We start from the raw sequence: 17,035 nt of genomic DNA, 5'->3' as shown, positions 1-17,035 counted from the left end.
ATATAGAAATGAAATCGGCCCGTCAACCCGGTCGGGTGGTCGACCTCAGCTGCGTGTCGACGGAACCGCCTGCCGCGCCAGCTTGAGGAAGCGGGCGCGGTCGTTGGCGTTCAGGGGCTGCAGGATGTCGTCCTGCAGCGCCCGGACCACCGGCAGCAGCGCGCGGTAGACGCGCCGGCCCTCGTCGGTCAGCGACAGCTCGCGGGCGCGGCGGTCGCGTTCGCTGACGACGCGGCGGATCCAGCCCTTCTGCTCCAGCCGGTCGATCACGCCGCCGATGGTGGCGCGGTCGTAGGCGATCAGTTCGGCCACGCGCGCCTGGTCGGTGCCCGGGTGGGCATGGATGGCGTCCAGCGCAGCGAACTGCACCGACGTCAGGTCGAAGCCGGCGGCCTGCGTGCGCTGCACGAAGACCTGCGTGGCCTGCTGGTGCAGGCGGCGGATCAGGTGGCCCGCCATGTCGAGCGATTCCATTCAATAAGTATACGTATCGTCTTGACGGCCAATAGTAAGCATAGATATTATTTGCCCATGCGACGCCGAAGCGGCGGCAGGCGCGACCCACCCGACCTACGCGACCCATCGGGCCCCACAGGAGACAGGCGATGCAGTTCTACAAGGATGGATTCCGCGGCGGCAGCCCGGACGTCAAGCCCGCGGCGCCCAACCGCCGCAACCGCGGCCCGCACGAGCCGCTGCCCGAGCAGGTGGACGTGCTCATTGCCGGCACCGGGCCGGCGGGGCTGTGCCTGGCGGCGCAGCTGGCGCAGTTCCCCGAAATCGAGACCATGATCATCGAGCGCATGCCGCGCAACATCGTCAAGGGCAAGGCCGACGGCATCAACACACGCACGATGGAGATGTTCCAGGCCTTCGGCTTCGCCGACAAGGTCAAGCGCGAGACCTACTGGGTCAACCAGACGGCCTTCTGGATGCCCGACCCGGCCAACCCGCAGCACATCAAGCGCGTGGGTCGTGTGCAGGACGTTGCCGACGACAGCTCCGAGATGCCGCACATCCTGATCAACCAGGCGCGGCTGCACGAGCTGTTCCTCGAGGTGATGGCGAATGCGCCGTCCCGCCTGGCGCCCGACTACGGCTGGGAGATCGTCGACGTGACCGTGGATCCGACCACCGACGACCACCCGGTGACGGTGACGATCAAGGATGCCACCGGCGTGAACTGGTGGGCCACGCGCACGGTGCGGGCCAACTACGTGGTGGGCTGCGACGGCGCGCACTCCAAGGTGCGCCAGGCCATCGGCGGCACGCTGCACGGCGATGCGGCGCACCAGGCCTGGGGCGTGATGGACATCCTGGCCAACACCGACTTCCCGGACGTGCGCCAGAAGTGCCTGGTCTCGTCGGCCAGCGAAGGCAACGTGCTGATCCTGCCGCGCGAGGGCGGCTACATCTTCCGCATGTACGTCGAGCTCGACAAGCTCAACCCGGACGAGAAGGCGGCGAACCGCAAGTTCACGCAGGAGGACATGATCGCGGCGGCCAACCGCATCCTGCGGCCCTACACCATCGACGTGAAGGAGGTGGTCTGGTGGTCGATCTACGACATCGGCCACAGCATCACCGACCGCTTCGACGACGTGCCCGAAGGGGCCGACCGCAACCCGCGCGTGTTCACCGCGGGCGACGCCTGCCACACGCACTCGCCCAAGGCGGGCCAGGGCATGAACGTGTCGATGCAGGACACCTTCAACCTGGGCTGGAAGCTGGTGCACGTGCTGCAGGGCCGGGCCGATGCCAGCCTGCTGCGCAGCTACTCCCGCGAGCGCCTGGCCGAGGCGCGGCGGCTGGTGGAGACCGACCACGAATGGGCGCGCATCATGTCGGCACCGACCACGCCCGCGGAGCGGGACGGCACCGAGGAGCCGCGCATCATCCGCCAGTTCAAGGCCAACCTCGAATTCACCGGCGGCAACGCGGTGCACTACGCGCCGTCGGCGCTGGTCGGCCCGGGCACGTACCAGGCGCTGGCCGCCGGTCTGGCCATCGGCCGGCGCTTCCATTCGGCGCCGGTGGTGCGGCTGGCCGATGCCAAACCCATGCAGCTGGGCCACGTGGCCGAGGCCGATGCGCGCTGGCGCCTGTACGTCTTTGCCGGCCGGGCCGACAGCACGGCGCCCGGTACGGCGATCCACCGCCTGGCCGACTGGCTGGTCACCGATCCGTCGTCACCAGTGGTGCGCCACACGCGCCCCGGCGAAGACATCGACGCGGTGATCGACGTGCGGGCCGTCTTCCAGCAGACCTTCGACCAGCTGGCCGTGGAACAGCTGCCGTCGCTGCTGCAGCCCAAGACCGGCAGGCTGGGCCTGCAGGACCACGAGAAGGTGTTCTGCGTCGACCACAAGGGCGCCGGCGACATCTTCAAGATGCGCGACATCGACCGCGAGCGCGGCTGCATGGTGGTGGTCCGCCCCGACCAGTACGTGGCCCACGTGCTGCCGCTGGACGGCTTTGCGGCACTGTCGGCCTTCTTCGGCGGGATCCTGCGCCCGGTCTGAGCGCCGGGGCCAGGCGGCGCTTGGGGTCAGCGCGCGGCCGCGGGCCCGGCCAGCACCTCGGCCAGCTGCTCCAGGCTGGCCAGGTTGTGCACCGGCAGGAAGCGGTCCACGTGCGGCAGCATGGCCTTGACGCCGCCGGCGCGCGGCTCGAAGCGGTCGAAACGCAGCAGCGGGTTCAGCCAGACGAGCCGCCGGCAGCTCTTGTGCAGGCGCTCCATCTCGAAGCTCAGCGCGCTGGTGTCACCATGCTCCAGCCCGTCGGTCACCAGCAGCAGCGTGGCCTGGCCGGGCAGGGTGCGCCGCGCCCAGCGGCGGTTGAATTCGCGCAGCGAATCGGTGATGCGCGTGCCGCCGGACCAGTCCTGCACCGTGCGCATGACCTGGCCCACCGCCAGGTCCGGGTCGCGGCTCTTCAGCAGCCGCGTGGTGCGCGTGAGCCGGGTGCCGAAGACGAAGCTCTCCACGCGGGCGTCGGCATGACCCAGCGCATGCGCGAAGTGCAGCAGCATGCGTGAATAGCGGCTCATCGAGCCGGAGATGTCGGCCAGCAGCACCAGCGGCGCCGGCCGCGTGCGGCGCGCGCGCCAGCGGATGTCCCACAGCTCGCCGCCGTGGCGGGCCATGCCGGCCATCGTGGCGCGCCAGTCGATGCGGCCGGGGTGGGCAGCGCGCTGCATGCGCCGCGAGGGCAGCGGCTCGAACACCAGCGCCAGCTTCGCCAGCAGCTTCTGCGCCGCGCGCCATTCGTCGGGCGTCATGGTCTCGAAGTCGGCCTGGCGCAGCACCTCGCGCTGTGTCCAGCTCATCGTCGCTTCGAGCTCAAGTTCCTCCTTGGGCGGCGTCTCGGGCTCGGGCTGCGGCGGGTTGGGGAACAGCGCCGCGCCCAGCCGACGGTTCTCGGTTGTCGGCGGCGGGCCGCCTTGCGCCTTCACCTTGGGCAGCAGCAGGGCGCGCATGCGGCCTTCGATGTCCGGGTCCTTCCAGAAGAGGTGGAAGGCCTGGTCGAAGAGTTCGCGGTGTTCGGCGCGGTCGACCATGCAGGCCGCGAGCACGGCGTGGAAGTCGCGCCGCGACTCGAGGCCTGCCACCTGCAGCGCCTGCAGCGCCGTGAGGATGCGGTCGCTGCCCACCGGCATGCCCGCGGCACGCAGCACGCGGCCGAAGTGCATGACGTTGTCGGCCAGGCGGCCGGGCGAACCTGACAGCGGGATCATGAATCGGCCGCTGTCGACGCGGAGCGGAAGCTCATGATCGAGCGCTCGTGGTCCTCGCGCCCCACCGCCGCTGCAGCAGGGCGGCGGCGTCGCCCGCGTTCTCCGGCCCACGCTCGCGGGGCGCTGCCATGGTTCATCCGCGGCCGAGGCTTCAACGCCGCCAGTGGGGAGTCAGCGTCCAGGCGACCGCGAATGGGTCCTGCGCCCGCAGGCGCAACCACCGCCCTGCGACACCCGCTCGCTGTTCCCGGGGACCGACGCCTCGGCGCCGAAGAGGGCCGGGGGTTCGGGTGGGCGAGCGCAGGCCCCATTCGCGGTCGCCTCGTCGGTGACGGACCGGCGCCGGTGTTGAAGCCTCGTCGGTGGACCACCACGGGCAGTGCCCCGTGAGCGTGGGCCGGAGAACGCCCGCCCGGACCCCCGGCCACGCTGAACGGCGGCGTTGATGGACCGCCGAACGTCCACTCCGTGTCGACAGCGGTCATCCCCGCATCAGCCCGCTCTTGCCGCCGCCCGCACTTCCTCCAGCACCCGCGTGGCCTCGCCGCCCTGCAGGCGCGCGATGTCGTCCTGGTACTTCAGCAGCACACCCAGTGTGTTCTGGATCACCTCGGGGTCGAGCACCAGCGCATCGAGCTGCATCAGCGCGCGCGTCCACTCGATGGTCTCGGCGATGCCGGGCAGCTTGTAGAGGTCGATCTGGCGCAGCCGCTGCACGAAGGCGACGATCTGGCGCGCCAGTTCTTCGCCGGCCCCCGGCACGCGCCGGTGCAGGATCTCCAGCTCGCGCTTCGCGTCAGGGAAGCCCACCCAGTGGTAGAGGCAGCGCCGCTTGACCGCGTCGTGGATCTCGCGCGTGCGGTTGCTGGTGAGGATCACGATCGGCGGCGCCTTCGCCTGCACCGTGCCGAGTTCGGGGATGGTGATCTGGTAGTCGGCCAGCACTTCGAGCAGGAAGGCCTCGAAGGGCTCGTCGGCGCGGTCGAGCTCGTCGATCAGCAGCACAGGCGGCACGTCGCGCTTCGGGTCGATGGCCTGCAGCAGCGCGCGCTGGGTCAGGAAGCGCTCGCTGAACAGTTCGCCGGCCAGGGCGTCGCGCGAGACGCCCTGCTCACGCTCGGCCAGACGGATCTCCATCATCTGCCGGCCGTAGTTCCACTCGTAGGCGGCACCGGCCAGGTCCAGGCCTTCGTAGCACTGCAGGCGGATCAGCGGCCGCTCCAGCATCGCGGCCAGTGTGCGCGCGATCTCGGTCTTGCCGGTGCCCGGCTCGCCTTCCAGGAACAGCGGGCGCTGCAGTTTCAGCGCCAGGTAGACGACGGTGGCGAGCTGCCGGTCCGGGACGTAGTCCCTTGCCAGCAGCGCCGCCGCCGTGTCATCGATGCTGGCGGGGATCTCAGCCGACAAGGCCAGCCACCGCCTCAGCCGCCAACCGCGCGGCCCGCCAGCACCGGGATCAGCGCCGCGCGGTACTCGGCCGACCCGTGCAGGTCGCTGTTCAGGCCGTCGGCGCTCACCTTCACCGCCTGGGCGGCGGCGGCCGACCAGTTGGCGGCCAGCGCGTCCTCGATGGCCTTCACGCGGAACACGCCGTTGCCGCCGGCGCCGGTGACGGCCACGCGCACGCCGCCGGCGCCCTTGCTGACGAACACGCCCACCAAGCTGAAACGCGAGGCCGGCTGCTTGAACTTCTGCCACCCCGCCGCTTGCGGCACTGGGAAGCTGACGGCGGTGATGATCTCGCCGTCTTCCAGCGCCGTCATGTACAGGCCCTGGAAGAAGTCGTCCGCCGTGATGTCACGCTGGTTGGTGTGCACCGTGGCGCCCAGGCCCAGCACCGCGGCGGGGTAGCAGGCCGCCGGGTCGTTGTTGGCCAGGCTGCCGCCGAGGGTGCCGCGGTTGCGCACCTGGCGGTCACCGATGTTGCCGGCCAGGTCGGCCAGGGCCGGGATCAGGCGCTTCACGTCGGCATTCGCGGCCACGTCGGCGTGCGTGGTCATGGCGCCGATCTTCACGGTGCTGCCGCTGACGCTGATGCCCTTGAGATCGGCGATGCCGCCGAGGTCGATCAGCGCCTCGGGTGCCGCGAGGCCCAGGCGCATGGACGGCAGCAGCGACTGCCCGCCGGCGACCAGCTTGGACTCGTCGTTCAGGGCCGCAGCGGCGGCGGCCACGCTGGTGGCGGTCTGGTAGGAGAAGGCTTGCATGGGATTCGTCTCCTTGGGGTTCAACGTGCGGCCTGCGCCGCTTGCCACACAGTGTAGGGCGTGGCCGGCATCGGCACGTCCTTGACGCCCAGGGCGTCGCAGATGGCGTTGATCACGGCCGGCGGCGAGCCGATGGCGCCGGCCTCGCCGCAGCCCTTCACGCCCAGCGGGTTGTGGGTGCAGGGCGTGCCCTTGGCGGTCTCCACCGTGAATGTGGGCACGTCGTCGGCGCGCGGCATGCAGTAGTCCATGTAGCTGCCGGTCAGCAGCTGGCCCGAGCCGGTGTCGTAGATGCCGTGCTCCAGCAGCGCCTGTCCGATGCCCTGCACCAGGCCGCCGTGCACCTGGCCCTCGACGATCATCGGGTTGATGACGTTGCCGAAGTCGTCGCAGGCGGTCATGCGGTCGATGCGGGTCTTGCCGGTGGCCGGGTCGATCTCCACCTCGCAGATGTAGGTGCCGGCGGGGTAGGTGAAGTTGCTTGGGTCGTAGAAGGCGTTTTCGTTCAAGCCCGGCTCGAGCTTGTCGTGCGGGAAGTTGTGCGGCACGTAGGCCGTCAGCGACACCTGCGCGAAGGGCACGGCCTTGTCGGTGCCGGCCACCTTGAACTGCCCGTCCTCGAAGACCACGTCCTGGTCGTCGGCCTCCATCAGGTGGGCGGCGATCTTCCGGCCCTTGGCGACGATCTTGTCCACCGCCTTGATGATGGCGGTGCCGCCCACGGCCAGCGAGCGGCTGCCGTAGGTGCCCATGCCGAACAGCACCTTGCCGGTGTCGCCGTGCTCGATGCTCACGTCCTCCAGCGGGATGCCCAGCTTGTCGGCCACCACCTGCGCAAAGGTGGTCTCGTGGCCCTGGCCGTGGCTGTGGCTGCCGGTGAACACCGTGACCTTGCCGGTGGGGTGCACGCGCACCTCGCCGGCCTCGAACAGGCCGGCGCGGGCGCCCAGGGCCCCCGCCACGCTGGACGGCGCGATGCCGCAGGCCTCGATGTAGGCGCTGTAGCCCAGGCCGCGCTTGAGGCCCTTGGCCTCGCTGGCCGCCTTGCGCGCCGGGAAGCCGGCCACGTCGGCCAGTTCCTTGGCACGCTCGAGCGTGGCGTCGTAGTCGCCGGTGTCGTAGGTCAGGCCCACGGGCGTGGCGTACGGGAAGCTGCGGATGAAGTTGCGCCGGCGGATCTCGTCGGGCGCGATGCCCATCTCCTTGGCCGCCGTCTCCACCATGCGCTCGACCACGTAGGTGGCCTCGGGCCTGCCGGCGCCGCGGTAGGCGTCCACCGGCGCGGTGTTGGTGAACACCGCCTTCACGGTGGCGCAGATCTTGGGCGTGGTGTACTGGCCGGCCAGCAGCGTGGCGTAGAGGATGGTGGGCACGGCCGAGCTGAACGTGCTCAGGTAGGCGCCCAGGTTGGCCGTGGTGTTGACGCGCAGGGCCAGGAAGGTGCCGTCCTTGTCCATCGCCAGGTCGGCGGTGGTGAGGTGGTCGCGGCCATGGGCGTCGGAGAGGAAGGCCTCGCTGCGCTCGGCCGTCCACTTGATCGGCCGCCCGATCTGCTTGCTGGCCCACACCAGCGCCGTCTCCTCGCCGTAAAGGAAGATCTTGCTGCCGAAACCACCGCCTACGTCCGGGGCGATCACGCGCATCTTGTGCTCGGGGATGCCGAGCACGAAGGCGCACATCAGCAGCCGCTCGACGTGCGGGTTCTGGTTGGCCACGTACAGCGTGTACTCCTCGCTGTTGCGGTCGTAGCTGGCGTTGGCGGCGCGCGGCTCGATGGCGTTGGGCACCAGGCGGTTGTTGCGGAAGGTCAGCGTGGTGACGTGGTGGGCCGCCTGCAGCGCCGCTTCCACGCCGGGGCCGTCGCCGATGGACCACTGGTAGCACTGGTTGTCCGGCGCCTCGGCGTGCACCGCGCTGCCGGTGTTCACGTCGGCGATGTCCACCACCGGCGGCAGCACGTCGTAGTCGACCTCGATCAGGTCGCGCGCCGCCTGGGCCTGGGCCTTGGTCTCGGCGACCACCAGGGCCACGCGGTCGCCCACGTAGCGCACCTTGCCGTGGGCGAGGACCGGGTGCTTGGGCTCCACCATCGGCGTGCCGTCGATGCTGTTGATCAGCCAGCCGCAGGGCAGGCCGCCGATGTCCTTGAAGTGTTCGCCGGTGTAGATGCCCAGCACCCCGGGCGCGGCGGCCGCGGCGGCGGTGTTCAGCGACTTGATCGTGGCGTGCGCGTGTGGCGAGCGCAGGAACACCCCGTAGGTCTGTCCCGGCAGCGTGATGTCGTCGGTGTACTGGCCCTTGCCGGTGAGGAAACGGGCATCCTCGCGGCGCTCGACGCGCTGGCCGATGAATCCTTGGCGTGCTGTCATGTCAGGCCCCCTTCATGCCGGTGGCGCCCTGCTGCACGGCGCGCACGATGTTCTGGTAGCCGGTGCAGCGGCAGAGGTTGCCTTCCAGGCCTTCGCGGATGGCGGCTTCGCTGCTGCAGTCGTGGTGCTGCACCAGGTCCACCGCGCTCATCACCATGCCCGGGGTGCAGAAGCCGCACTGCAGGCCGTGGCAGGCGCGAAAGGCGGCCTGCATGGGGTGCAGCGTGCCGTCGGCGGCGGCCAGGCCCTCGATGGTGGTCACCGCCTGGCCGGCGGCTTGCACCGCCAGCATGTTGCAGCTCTTCACCGCCTTGCCGCCCAGGTGCACCGTGCAGGCGCCGCACTGCGCGGTGTCGCAGCCGATGTGGGTGCCGGTCAGGCGCAGGTCTTCGCGCAGGAAGGTGGCCAGCGAGGTCTGCGGGTCGACCTCGCGGGTCACGGCCTGGCCGTTGACGGTCAAGGTGATCTGGGGCATGTCGTCTCCTGTGACAAGGGCCTCCGACGGGAGGCTGCAACGAACATGCTAGGCAGAGGTCAAGCGCGGATCAGCGGGTCGCTTTCCCCTATGAACGCACGTGCATAGGCTCAGACCAGCCCGTCGAACAGCCACACGTCCACCGGCTCGCCCGCGGCCACCGAACCCTGTTCGTGGCGCAGCACCACCAGCACGTTGGCCTCGCTGAGGCTGCGCAGGATGCCGGCGCCCTGCGACCCAGTGGGCCGCACGCGGAGTTCGCCATCGTCGCCCCATTCGACGATCCCGCGCTGGTATTCGGTGCGGCCGGGGCGCTTGCGGATGGGCACGGCGCTCTTCACCTGCAGCACCATCGGCGGCTCGGCCGTGGCGCCGCCCAGCACGAGCAGTGCCTCGCGGGCGAAGGCGTAGAAGGTCACCAGCGCCGCCACCGGGTTGCCCGGCAGGGCGAACAGCATCGCCTCGCGCCCGCCATGGCGCAGCGGGCCGAAGGCGAAGGGCCGGCCCGGGCGCATGGCCACCTTCCAGAAGGCGACGTCGCCCATGCGGGCCATGATGTCCTTGGTGTAGTCGGCGTCGCCCATGCTGACGCCGCCGCTGGTGACCACCGCATCGGCCTCGGCCACCGCGCGCTGCAGCACGGCTTCCAGCGCGGCCGGGTCGTCCTTCACCAGCCCCAGGTCCAGCACCTCCACGCCCAGGCGCTGCAGTGCCGCGGTCAGCGTGAAGCGGTTGCTGTCGTAGATGCCGCCGGGCGGCAGCGGCTGGCCGGGCGCGAACACCTCGTCGCCGGTGGAGAACAGCGCCACCGTCAGGCGACGGAAGACCGTGACCTCGGCAAACCCCAGGCTGGCCAGCAGGCCCAGGTCGGCCGGGCGCAGCAGGCGGCCGGCGGTCAGCGCCGGCTTGCCGCGTGTGAGGTCCTCGCCCTGCTTGCGGCGGTTCTCGCCCGGCTTGATGGCGCCGGCGCGCAGCGTCACGCGGTCGCCGTCCATGGTGACCAGTTCACGCGGCACCACGCTGTCCAGGCCGGCGGGCATCACGGCGCCGGTCATGATCTTCACGCACCGCCCGCGGCCCACCGCGCCGGTGAAGGGGGCGCCGGCGTAGACGGTGTCGGGCAGGGCCAGCAGCGTCGTCGGGCCGCCATCGACGAGGTCCGCACCGTGCAGCGCATAGCCGTCCATCGCAGAGTTGTCGTGCGCCGGTACGTCGATCGGGCTGACCACGTCGGTGGCCAGCACGCGGCCCACGGCGGCGGTGAGCGGCAGGGTCTCGGTGGCGGTGATGGGGTTGAGCGCGGCGGCGATGGCGGCGCGGGCGGCGTCCACCGGCAGTTCGTCGCCGGTGGCCAGCGGGGAGGGGGTCAGGTCGGCCATGGCGCGATTGTGCGTCGCCCACCTATGCAGAGCCGTTCATATGGTCAGCGGTGCATGCCTGTCGACACAATCCGCGCCCGACATGCGATCCCCATGCCCACTTCGTTCTCTGCCCGTCATGCGGGCCGTCCGCACCTTCGGCATGGCTGCGCGGGCCTGACATGGACGCCATCACCCAGAGCCTGGGCCTTGCGCTGGACCTCATCGCCTCCGGCGATCCCGAGCTGTGGGCCATCGTGGGTCTGTCGCTGCGTGTCAGCGCCACCGCCTGTCTGCTGGGCGCCTGCATCGGCCTGGCCCTGGGCGGCTGGCTGGCGGTGGCGCGCTTTCCGGGCCACAGCGTGGCGGTCTGGCTGCTGAACACGCTGCTGGCGTTGCCGGCCGTGGTGGTGGGCCTGCTGGTCTACCTGATGCTGTCGCGCTCCGGCCCGCTGGGCCACTGGGGCATCCTGTTCACGCCCACGGCGATGGTCATCGCGCAGTGCATCCTGATCCTGCCGTTGATCGCGGCGCTGTCGCGCCGGCTGGTGATCGACGGCTTGGCCGAAGGCGGCGAACAGCTGCGCTCGATGGGCGCCGGGCCGATGACCACCGCGCTGCTGCTGCTGGTGCACGCGCGCTTCGGCGTGCTGACGGTGCTGCTCACCGCCTTCGGCCGTGCGGTGGCAGAGGTGGGCGCGGTGATGATCGTCGGCGGCAACATCGATGGCGTCACGCGTGTGATGACCACGGCCATCGCGCTGGAAACGAGCAAGGGCGACCTGCCGCTGGCGCTGTCGCTGGGCGTCGTGCTGCTGGGCGTGGTGGGGGTGGTGAACCTGCTGATCTCGGCGCTGCAGTGGTGGGGCCAGCGTGGGCAACTGGGCGGCACCGTAGCGGAGGCCGCCGCCTGATATGAGACCCCCGAGCTCGCCATCGCTCGCCGCCTCCCGAGGGGGCGGTCAGTGGCTTCGGGCGGCCGGGCGCCACTGACATGCGCCGAGAGCCCCTGACCGAACCGCTGCTGACCCTGGTCGACGCCCAGGTGCGCTTCGGGTCCGTGCACGCCATCCGCGGCGTCACGCTGACGCTGCACCGCGGCGAGCGGCTGGCCCTGGTGGGCGCCAACGGTGCCGGCAAGACCACGCTGCTGCGCCTGCTGCACGGCTTGGTGCCGGGCAGCGGGCGGCAGGCGCACCCGGTCGACGGTCGGCCGCTGGTGGCGGCCATGCTGTTCCAACGGCCCTTCCTGCTGCACCTCTCGGTGTTCCGAAACGTGACACTGTCGCTGTGGCTGCGCGGCGTGCCGGCGGCCGAGCGGCCCGAACGCGCGATGCAGGCGCTGCAACGCGTGGGTCTGGCCGACCTGGCGCAGCGCTCGGCGCGCGCGCTGTCCGGCGGGCAGCAGCAGCGCCTCGCGCTGGCCCGCGCCTGGGCGCTGCAGCCCGACGTGATGTTCCTCGACGAACCCACGGCCAGCCTGGACCCCAGCGCCAAGCGCGAGGTGGAGCAGCTCGTGGCCGACCTCGCCGCCGACGGCGTCACCGTCGTCATGAGCACCCACAACCTCGGGCAGGCCAAGCGCCTGTGCACCCGCGTGGCCTACCTCGAGCAGGGCCGGGTGCTGGCCGACCTGCCCGTCGACCTGTTTTTCGACCCCGTGAATCCGCCCGCCGCGGCGGCTGCCTTCCTCAAAGGAGAACTCCCATGGCAATGATCACCCGCAGACTGCTCGCACTGGCGCTCATGGCCGGCACCATCGCCGCCCCGGCGCTGGCGCAGGACAAGTTCATCGTGATGTCGTCCACCACGTCCACCGAGAACTCGGGCCTCTTCAAGCACCTGCTGCCGGCCTTCAAGGCGGCCACGGGCATCGAGGTGCGCGTGGTGGCACAGGGCACCGGCAAGGCGCTGGACAGCGCCCGCCGCGGCGACGCCGACATCGTCTTCGTGCACGACAAGGTGGCCGAGGAGAAGTTCATGGCCGAAGGCTTCGCCACCGCACGCAAGGACGTGATGTACAACGACTTCGTGATGGTGGGCCCGAAAAGCGACCCCGCCGGCGCCAAGGGCAGCGACATCGCCGCCGGCCTGAAGAAGATCTTCGACGCCGGTGCGCCCTTCGTCTCGCGCGGCGACAAGAGCGGCACCCATGCCGCCGAACTGCGCCAGTGGAAGAACGCCGGCATCGAGATCACGGGCAAGCCCGCCTGGTACAAGGAATGCGGCTGCGGCATGGGTGCGGCGCTGAACATCGCCGCGTCGAGCAATGCCTACGTGCTCACCGACCGCGGCACCTGGCTGTCGTTCAAGAACCGGGGCGACCTGGGCATCGTTGTGGAAGGCGATGCCAAGCTGTTCAACCAGTACGGCGTGATGGTGGTCAACAAGGCGAAGCACCCGCACGTCAAGGCCGACCTGGCGCAGCAGTTCGCCGACTGGGTGGTCTCGGCCGCCGGCCAGAAGGCGATTGCCGACTACAAGATCGACGGCGAGCAGCTGTTCTTCCCGAACGCCAAGTGATGCGGCGGAACACGCTTCGAGCCATGCTGGGCGCACTGGCCGTGGCGGCAGCCGGTGGTGCCTCGGCGGCCGAGCCGCTGAAGGTGCACGCCGCCGGCAGCCTGCGCGCGGCGATGACGGCGCTGGCGGCCGGCTACGAGCAGGCGCAGGGGCCAGACGCGGGACGGAAGGTAACGCTGGCCTTCGGGCCGTCGGGCCTGCTGCGCCAGCGCCTGGCCGACGGCGAGGCCAGCGACGTCTTCGCCTCGGCCAACATGACCCACCCGCAGGCCCTGGCCGATGCCGGCCGCGCCGAGGCGGTGCAGCCCTTCGCGCGCAACACCTTGTGCGGGCTGGCCACGCCCGGGTTCTCGCTGCAGGGCAAGCCGCTGCCCCAGCGCCTGCTGGACGCCGACGTGCGCGTGGGCACCTCCACGCCCAAGGCCGACCCATCGGGCGACTACGCCTTCCAGATGTTCGAGCGCATCGAGGCCACCGGCGCTGCGGCACCCGGTGCGACGGCGGCGCTGAAGGCCAAGGCGCTGCAGCTCACCGGCGGGCCGAACTCGCCCAAGCCGCAGCCGGGCCGCAGCCAGTATGGCGAGCTGGTGAACGGCGGCCAGGCCGACATCTTCATCACCTACTGCACCAACGTGGCCGAGGCGCGGCGCGAGTACCCGGCACTGCAGTCGGTGCCCGTGCCCGACGCCATCAACGTCGGCGCGCGCTACGGCATCGTGGTCATGCGGCCGGCGTCCGCGGCGGCGCAGGCCTTCGTGGCCTACGTGCTGTCGCCGGCGGGCCAGCAGGTGCTGGCCGGGTTCGGCTTCAGCCCGCCGTGAACCTGGATCGGCCGCGTCGTCGCCTGCTCCAGGTCGCGGCAGGGTCGGCCGCGGCGCTGGCCTGGCCCGCCTGGGCGCAGGGGCCGACCCTGCGCGACGGCGCCGGCCGCACGGTGCCTCTGCCGCGCCGGGTGGAGCGCGTGCTGCCTGCCGGTGCGCCGGCGGCCATCCTGCTCTACACGCTGGCGCCGGACCTGCTGCTGGGCTGGCCGCGCGCCAACCGACCCGAGGAAGCGCAGTTCCTGCTGCCCGAAGTGGCCGCGCGGCCGGCCCTGGGCCGCCTGACCGGTCGCGGCGGCGGCGCCAACCTGGAATCGGTGCTGGCGCTCAAGCCCGACCTGATCGTCGACAGCGGGTCCGTGCGCGCCACCTTCGTCGAACTGGCCGACCGCGTGCAGGCGCAGACCGGCGTGCCCTACGCGCTGCTGGACGGCCGCTTCCCCGCCATTGCCGCCAGCTTCGAGATCCTGGGCCGGCTGACGGGCCGCGAAGCGCGGGCGCGCGAACTGGCCACTGCGGCTGACGACGCGCTGCGCACCGTGCGCGGCCGCATCGACGCCGTGCCCGCGGACAAGCGCCCGCGCGTCTACTACGCCCGTGGGCCGGCGGGCCTGCAGACCGGGCTGGGCGGCTCCATCAATGTCGAGATCCTGGACGTGCTGGGGCTGAACCTGGTGACCGCCGGCACGCCCGGCGGCCTGGCCAACGTCAGCCTGGAGCAGGTGCTGGCCTGGGACCCGGAGGTCATCGTCACCATCGACCGCGACTTCGCCGCCGGCGTGCGCGACGACCCGCTGTGGCGCGGCGTGCGCGCCGTGCGTGACGGGCGAGTGCACCTGAGCCCCAAGCTGCCCTTCGGCTGGGTGGACTTTCCGCCGGGCGTGAACCGCCTGCCCGGGCTGTGGTGGCTGGGCAAGGTGGTGTTCCCCGAACGCTTCCCGGAAGACCTCGCCGCGCTGACGAAGCAGTGGTACCGCCTGCTCTATCACCTGGAGCCGACGGACGCGCAGGTGGCCCAGGTGCTGGCCGGCCGCGGGTAGGCGCCGGTGACACCGCGGTGAGACGCAGCCTGCGCAGCGGCCTGGCCGCGGCCGGGGTGCTGCTGGGCGCCGCGGTGCTGCTGGCCTTCGGGGTCGGGCGGTTTCCGGTGGCGCCGGCCGACGTGCTGCGCGTGCTGGGCGATGCGCTTGGGCTCGGGGGCGCCACCGTGCCCGAGAACGTGCGCAACGTCGTGCTGCACATCCGTGGCCCGCGCATCGTGGCCGCGCTCGCGGTGGGCGCGGCGCTGGCGCTGGCCGGGGCCACCTTCCAGGGCCTGTTCCGAAACCCGCTGGTCTCGCCCGACATCCTGGGCGCGTCGGCCGGTGCCGCGCTGGGCGCGGTGCTGGGCATCTTCTTCGCGTTGCCGCTGGTTGGCATCCAGGCCGCGGCCTTTGCCGGCGGGATGCTGGCCGTGGGGGCGGTGGTGCTGGTGGGCAGCGCGGTGCAGGCGGCCGACCGCGGCGACCCGGTGCTGGTGCTGCTGCTCACCGGCCTCGTGCTCGGTGCGCTGGTGGGTGCGGGCATCGGCCTGGTCAAGGTGCTGGCCGACCCCTACGACCAGCTGCCGGCGATGACCTTCTGGCTGCTGGGCAGCCTGTCGGGCGCCACCGCGCGCGACCTCGGGCCGCTGCTGCTGCCGGTGCTGGTGGGCGCCGGCACGCTGCTGGCGCTGCGTCACCGGCTGGACGCGCTGTCGCTGCCCGACGAGGAGGCGCGCGCGCTGGGCCTGCCGACCACGGCGCTGCGCCTGGCGCTCATCGCCGCGGCCACGCTGGTCACGGCCGCCAGCGTGGCGTTGGCCGGCATCGTCGGCTGGGTGGGGCTGGTAGTGCCGCACCTGGCGCGCTTCCTGGTCGGCCCGTCGTTCCCGCGCCTGCTGCCGGTGGCGGCGCTGATCGGCGGCGGTTTCCTGCTGCTCATCGACACCCTGGCACGCACGATGGCGGCAGTGGAGGTGCCGCTGGGGCTGCTGACGGCGCTGGTGGGCACGCCCTTCTTCATCGCGCTGCTGCGGCGCGCGCGGCGGGGGTGGGCGTGACCGCCGTGACCGACGTGACAGGTGCCGGCAGCGGCCTGCAGGCACAGGCGCTGGCCTTCGGCCACCCCGGGCGCACCGTGGGCCGTGACGTGTCGCTGGCCCTCGCACAGGGCGAGGTGCTGGCGCTGCTGGGCCCCAACGGCGGCGGCAAGACCACGCTGCTGAAGACGCTGCTGGGCCTGCTGCCGCCCCACGGCGGCAGCGTGCAGCTGGAGGGCCGGCCTCTGGCGGCCTGGTCGCCCCGCGAACGTGCCCGCCGCATGGCCTACGTGCCGCAGGCCGCGCCGGCCAGCTTTGCCTACCGGGTCGACGAACTGGTGATGATGGGCCGAAGCGCCCACCAGGGGCTGTTCGCCAGGCCCTCGGCCGCCGACCACGCCGCGGTGGCCGCCGCCATCGCGCAATTGGGCCTGCAGGCCTTGGCCGACCGGCTCGCCACCGCCATCTCCGGCGGCGAGCGCCAGCTGGCGCTGATCGCCCGCGCGCTGGCCCAGGACGCACGCATCGTCGTGCTCGACGAACCCACCGCCAGCCTGGACTTCGGCAACCAGGGCCGCGTGCTGCGCGAGCTGCGGCGGCTGGCCGCCGCCGGCATGGCCGTGCTGTTCACCACCCACGACCCGAACCAGGCGCTGCGCGTGGCCGACCGCGTGCTGCTGTTGCGGGACGGAATGGTTCAGGTCTCGGGGCCGGCCACCGAGGTGCTGGACGCCGCGACGCTGCAGCGGCTCTACGGCGTGCCGGTGGACGCCGTGCACGCCGCCCAGGGGCGCACCGCCTTCCTGCCTTCGCTGGACTGACCCGGGCCGCGCCGCGAGGCGCCTGGGTCCTCCTGAGATCGCCGTCGTCAAGAACGATTCCCGTTCAAGCCATCCCGTTGTCGCGCCTTGGCGCAGATCTCAGGGTTAGGCCTAGGTTTTCGGGCCTCCCAGCTATGCACACCATTGCATAGCTACCTCTGATCACCGGAGAACCACAGTCATGCAGAAAAGCCTCCACCTGAACCCCGAGAAGTGCACGGGGTGCCTGCAGTGCGAGATGGCCTGTTCCTTCGAGAACTACGGCGTCTTTGCCCCGGCCAAGTCGCGCATCAAGGTCTTCGACTTCCACGAGACCGGCCGCAAGGTGCCCTACACCTGCACCCAGTGCGACGAGGCCTGGTGCCTGCACGCCTGCCCGGTGGAGGCCATCACCATCGACAAGATGACCGGCGCCAAGGTCGTCAACGAGACCACCTGCGTGGGCTGCAAGGTCTGCACGATCAGCTGCCCCTTCGGCACCATCAACTACGTGCAGGAAACCGGAAAGGTCCAGAAGTGCGACCTCTGCGGCGGCGACCCGGCCTGCGCCACCGCCTGCCCCACCGGCGCCATCACCTACATCGACGCCAACTGGACGGGCCTGGACAAGATGAAGGCCTGGGCCGACAAGCTGGGCAACCAGGCTGCTGCATAAGGAGTACGACA

16 protein-coding genes are annotated in these 17,035 nt (G+C 71.3%); 9 read left to right on the top strand and 7 right to left on the bottom strand.

What is annotated here, in order from left to right:
• Window positions 1-45 precede the first annotated feature (45 nt).
• Window positions 46-474: a MarR family winged helix-turn-helix transcriptional regulator gene (locus tag ENE75_RS19410; RefSeq protein WP_128199977.1), complete on the bottom strand. Its 429-nt coding sequence runs from the start codon at window positions 472-474 to the stop codon at window positions 46-48.
• A 131-nt stretch (window positions 475-605) separates the two neighbouring features.
• On the opposite strand from ENE75_RS19410, the gene ENE75_RS19405 reads away from it, so the two are divergent.
• A complete protein-coding gene (locus ENE75_RS19405; RefSeq protein ID WP_128199976.1) occupies window positions 606-2,522 on the top strand; it encodes an FAD-dependent monooxygenase in 1,917 nt (638 codons plus the stop codon).
• Window positions 2,523-2,548: 26 nt separating this feature from the next.
• On the opposite strand, the gene ENE75_RS19400 is transcribed toward ENE75_RS19405, so the two are convergent.
• The 6 genes from ENE75_RS19400 to moeA all read right to left on the bottom strand — a co-directional run bounded on the left by ENE75_RS19400 (window position 2,549) and on the right by moeA (window position 10,166).
• Window positions 2,549-3,736 (bottom strand): vWA domain-containing protein, encoded by a 1,188-nt coding sequence (locus tag ENE75_RS19400; protein ID WP_128199975.1) that lies wholly within the window; start codon window positions 3,734-3,736, stop codon window positions 2,549-2,551.
• Between the two features lie 492 nt (window positions 3,737-4,228).
• Entirely contained in the window at window positions 4,229-5,143 is a 915-nt protein-coding gene (locus ENE75_RS19395; RefSeq protein WP_128199974.1) for an AAA family ATPase, read from the bottom strand.
• A gap of 14 nt (window positions 5,144-5,157) precedes the next feature.
• On the bottom strand, window positions 5,158-5,943 hold the full coding sequence (locus ENE75_RS19390) for an FAD binding domain-containing protein (protein ID WP_128199973.1): 786 nt from the start codon (window positions 5,941-5,943) through the stop codon (window positions 5,158-5,160).
• 20 nt (window positions 5,944-5,963) lie between these two features.
• Entirely contained in the window at window positions 5,964-8,312 is a 2,349-nt protein-coding gene (locus ENE75_RS19385; RefSeq protein WP_128199972.1) for a xanthine dehydrogenase family protein molybdopterin-binding subunit, read from the bottom strand.
• Between the two features lies 1 nt (window position 8,313).
• Complete coding sequence (locus ENE75_RS19380) at window positions 8,314-8,787, bottom strand: (2Fe-2S)-binding protein (RefSeq protein WP_128199971.1); 474 nt, start codon at window positions 8,785-8,787, stop codon at window positions 8,314-8,316.
• A gap of 110 nt (window positions 8,788-8,897) precedes the next feature.
• The gene (moeA, locus tag ENE75_RS19375) at window positions 8,898-10,166 is read right to left on the bottom strand and encodes a molybdopterin molybdotransferase MoeA (protein ID WP_128199970.1); all 1,269 of its coding nucleotides are present in this window, start codon (window positions 10,164-10,166) and stop codon (window positions 8,898-8,900) included.
• A 161-nt stretch (window positions 10,167-10,327) separates the two neighbouring features.
• Between moeA and ENE75_RS19370 the strand changes: the two genes are divergently transcribed.
• The 8 genes from ENE75_RS19370 to ENE75_RS19335 all read left to right on the top strand — a co-directional run bounded on the left by ENE75_RS19370 (window position 10,328) and on the right by ENE75_RS19335 (window position 17,024).
• The gene (locus tag ENE75_RS19370) at window positions 10,328-11,059 is read left to right on the top strand and encodes an ABC transporter permease (protein WP_128199969.1); all 732 of its coding nucleotides are present in this window, start codon (window positions 10,328-10,330) and stop codon (window positions 11,057-11,059) included.
• Between the two features lie 80 nt (window positions 11,060-11,139).
• Window positions 11,140-11,862 carry an ABC transporter ATP-binding protein gene (locus tag ENE75_RS19365; protein WP_128199968.1) on the top strand — a complete coding sequence of 241 codons (723 nt, stop codon included), beginning with the start codon at window positions 11,140-11,142 and terminating at the stop codon, window positions 11,860-11,862.
• Window positions 11,853-12,668, top strand: coding sequence for an ABC transporter substrate-binding protein (locus ENE75_RS19360; RefSeq protein ID WP_128199967.1), 816 nt, complete (start codon window positions 11,853-11,855; stop codon window positions 12,666-12,668). Before ENE75_RS19365 ends, ENE75_RS19360 begins: the two co-directional genes overlap by 10 nt.
• Before the next feature lie 23 nt (window positions 12,669-12,691).
• Window positions 12,692-13,489 carry a molybdate ABC transporter substrate-binding protein gene (locus ENE75_RS19355; RefSeq protein WP_233259174.1) on the top strand — a complete coding sequence of 266 codons (798 nt, stop codon included), beginning with the start codon at window positions 12,692-12,694 and terminating at the stop codon, window positions 13,487-13,489.
• A complete protein-coding gene (locus tag ENE75_RS19350; protein WP_128199965.1) occupies window positions 13,486-14,529 on the top strand; it encodes an iron ABC transporter substrate-binding protein in 1,044 nt (347 codons plus the stop codon). Before ENE75_RS19355 ends, ENE75_RS19350 begins: the two co-directional genes overlap by 4 nt.
• Before the next feature lie 17 nt (window positions 14,530-14,546).
• A complete protein-coding gene (locus ENE75_RS19345) occupies window positions 14,547-15,569 on the top strand; it encodes a FecCD family ABC transporter permease (protein ID WP_233259173.1) in 1,023 nt (340 codons plus the stop codon).
• A gap of 5 nt (window positions 15,570-15,574) precedes the next feature.
• A complete protein-coding gene (locus tag ENE75_RS19340; RefSeq protein WP_233259172.1) occupies window positions 15,575-16,369 on the top strand; it encodes an ABC transporter ATP-binding protein in 795 nt (264 codons plus the stop codon).
• Window positions 16,370-16,550: 181 nt separating this feature from the next.
• Window positions 16,551-17,024, top strand: a complete 474-nt coding sequence (locus tag ENE75_RS19335; protein WP_128199964.1) for a 4Fe-4S dicluster domain-containing protein — start codon at window positions 16,551-16,553, stop codon at window positions 17,022-17,024.
• Window positions 17,025-17,035 lie beyond the last annotated feature (11 nt).

The organism is Rubrivivax albus, assembly GCF_004016515.1.
GTDB lineage: Bacteria > Pseudomonadota > Gammaproteobacteria > Burkholderiales > Burkholderiaceae_C > Rubrivivax > Rubrivivax albus.
Note: the sequence above shows the minus strand (reverse complement) of the source record. Positions and strands in the feature narration are given on the sequence as shown.

Excerpts from the sequence above, each read along its gene's own strand:
- ENE75_RS19410 (WP_128199977.1), bottom strand. The coding sequence starts at position 474 with ATGGAATCGCTCGACATGGCGGGCCACCTGATCCGCCGCCTGCACCAG.
- ENE75_RS19405 (WP_128199976.1), top strand. The coding sequence starts at position 606 with ATGCAGTTCTACAAGGATGGATTCCGCGGCGGCAGCCCGGACGTCAAG.
- ENE75_RS19400 (WP_128199975.1), bottom strand. The coding sequence starts at position 3,736 with ATGATCCCGCTGTCAGGTTCGCCCGGCCGCCTGGCCGACAACGTCATG.
- ENE75_RS19390 (WP_128199973.1), bottom strand. The coding sequence starts at position 5,943 with ATGCAAGCCTTCTCCTACCAGACCGCCACCAGCGTGGCCGCCGCCGCT.
- ENE75_RS19385 (WP_128199972.1), bottom strand. The coding sequence starts at position 8,312 with ATGACAGCACGCCAAGGATTCATCGGCCAGCGCGTCGAGCGCCGCGAG.
- ENE75_RS19380 (WP_128199971.1), bottom strand. The coding sequence starts at position 8,787 with ATGCCCCAGATCACCTTGACCGTCAACGGCCAGGCCGTGACCCGCGAG.
- moeA (WP_128199970.1), bottom strand. The coding sequence starts at position 10,166 with ATGGCCGACCTGACCCCCTCCCCGCTGGCCACCGGCGACGAACTGCCG.
- ENE75_RS19370 (WP_128199969.1), top strand. The coding sequence starts at position 10,328 with ATGGACGCCATCACCCAGAGCCTGGGCCTTGCGCTGGACCTCATCGCC.
- ENE75_RS19365 (WP_128199968.1), top strand. The coding sequence starts at position 11,140 with ATGCGCCGAGAGCCCCTGACCGAACCGCTGCTGACCCTGGTCGACGCC.
- ENE75_RS19360 (WP_128199967.1), top strand. The coding sequence starts at position 11,853 with ATGGCAATGATCACCCGCAGACTGCTCGCACTGGCGCTCATGGCCGGC.
- ENE75_RS19355 (WP_233259174.1), top strand. The coding sequence starts at position 12,692 with ATGCTGGGCGCACTGGCCGTGGCGGCAGCCGGTGGTGCCTCGGCGGCC.
- ENE75_RS19335 (WP_128199964.1), top strand. The coding sequence starts at position 16,551 with ATGCAGAAAAGCCTCCACCTGAACCCCGAGAAGTGCACGGGGTGCCTG.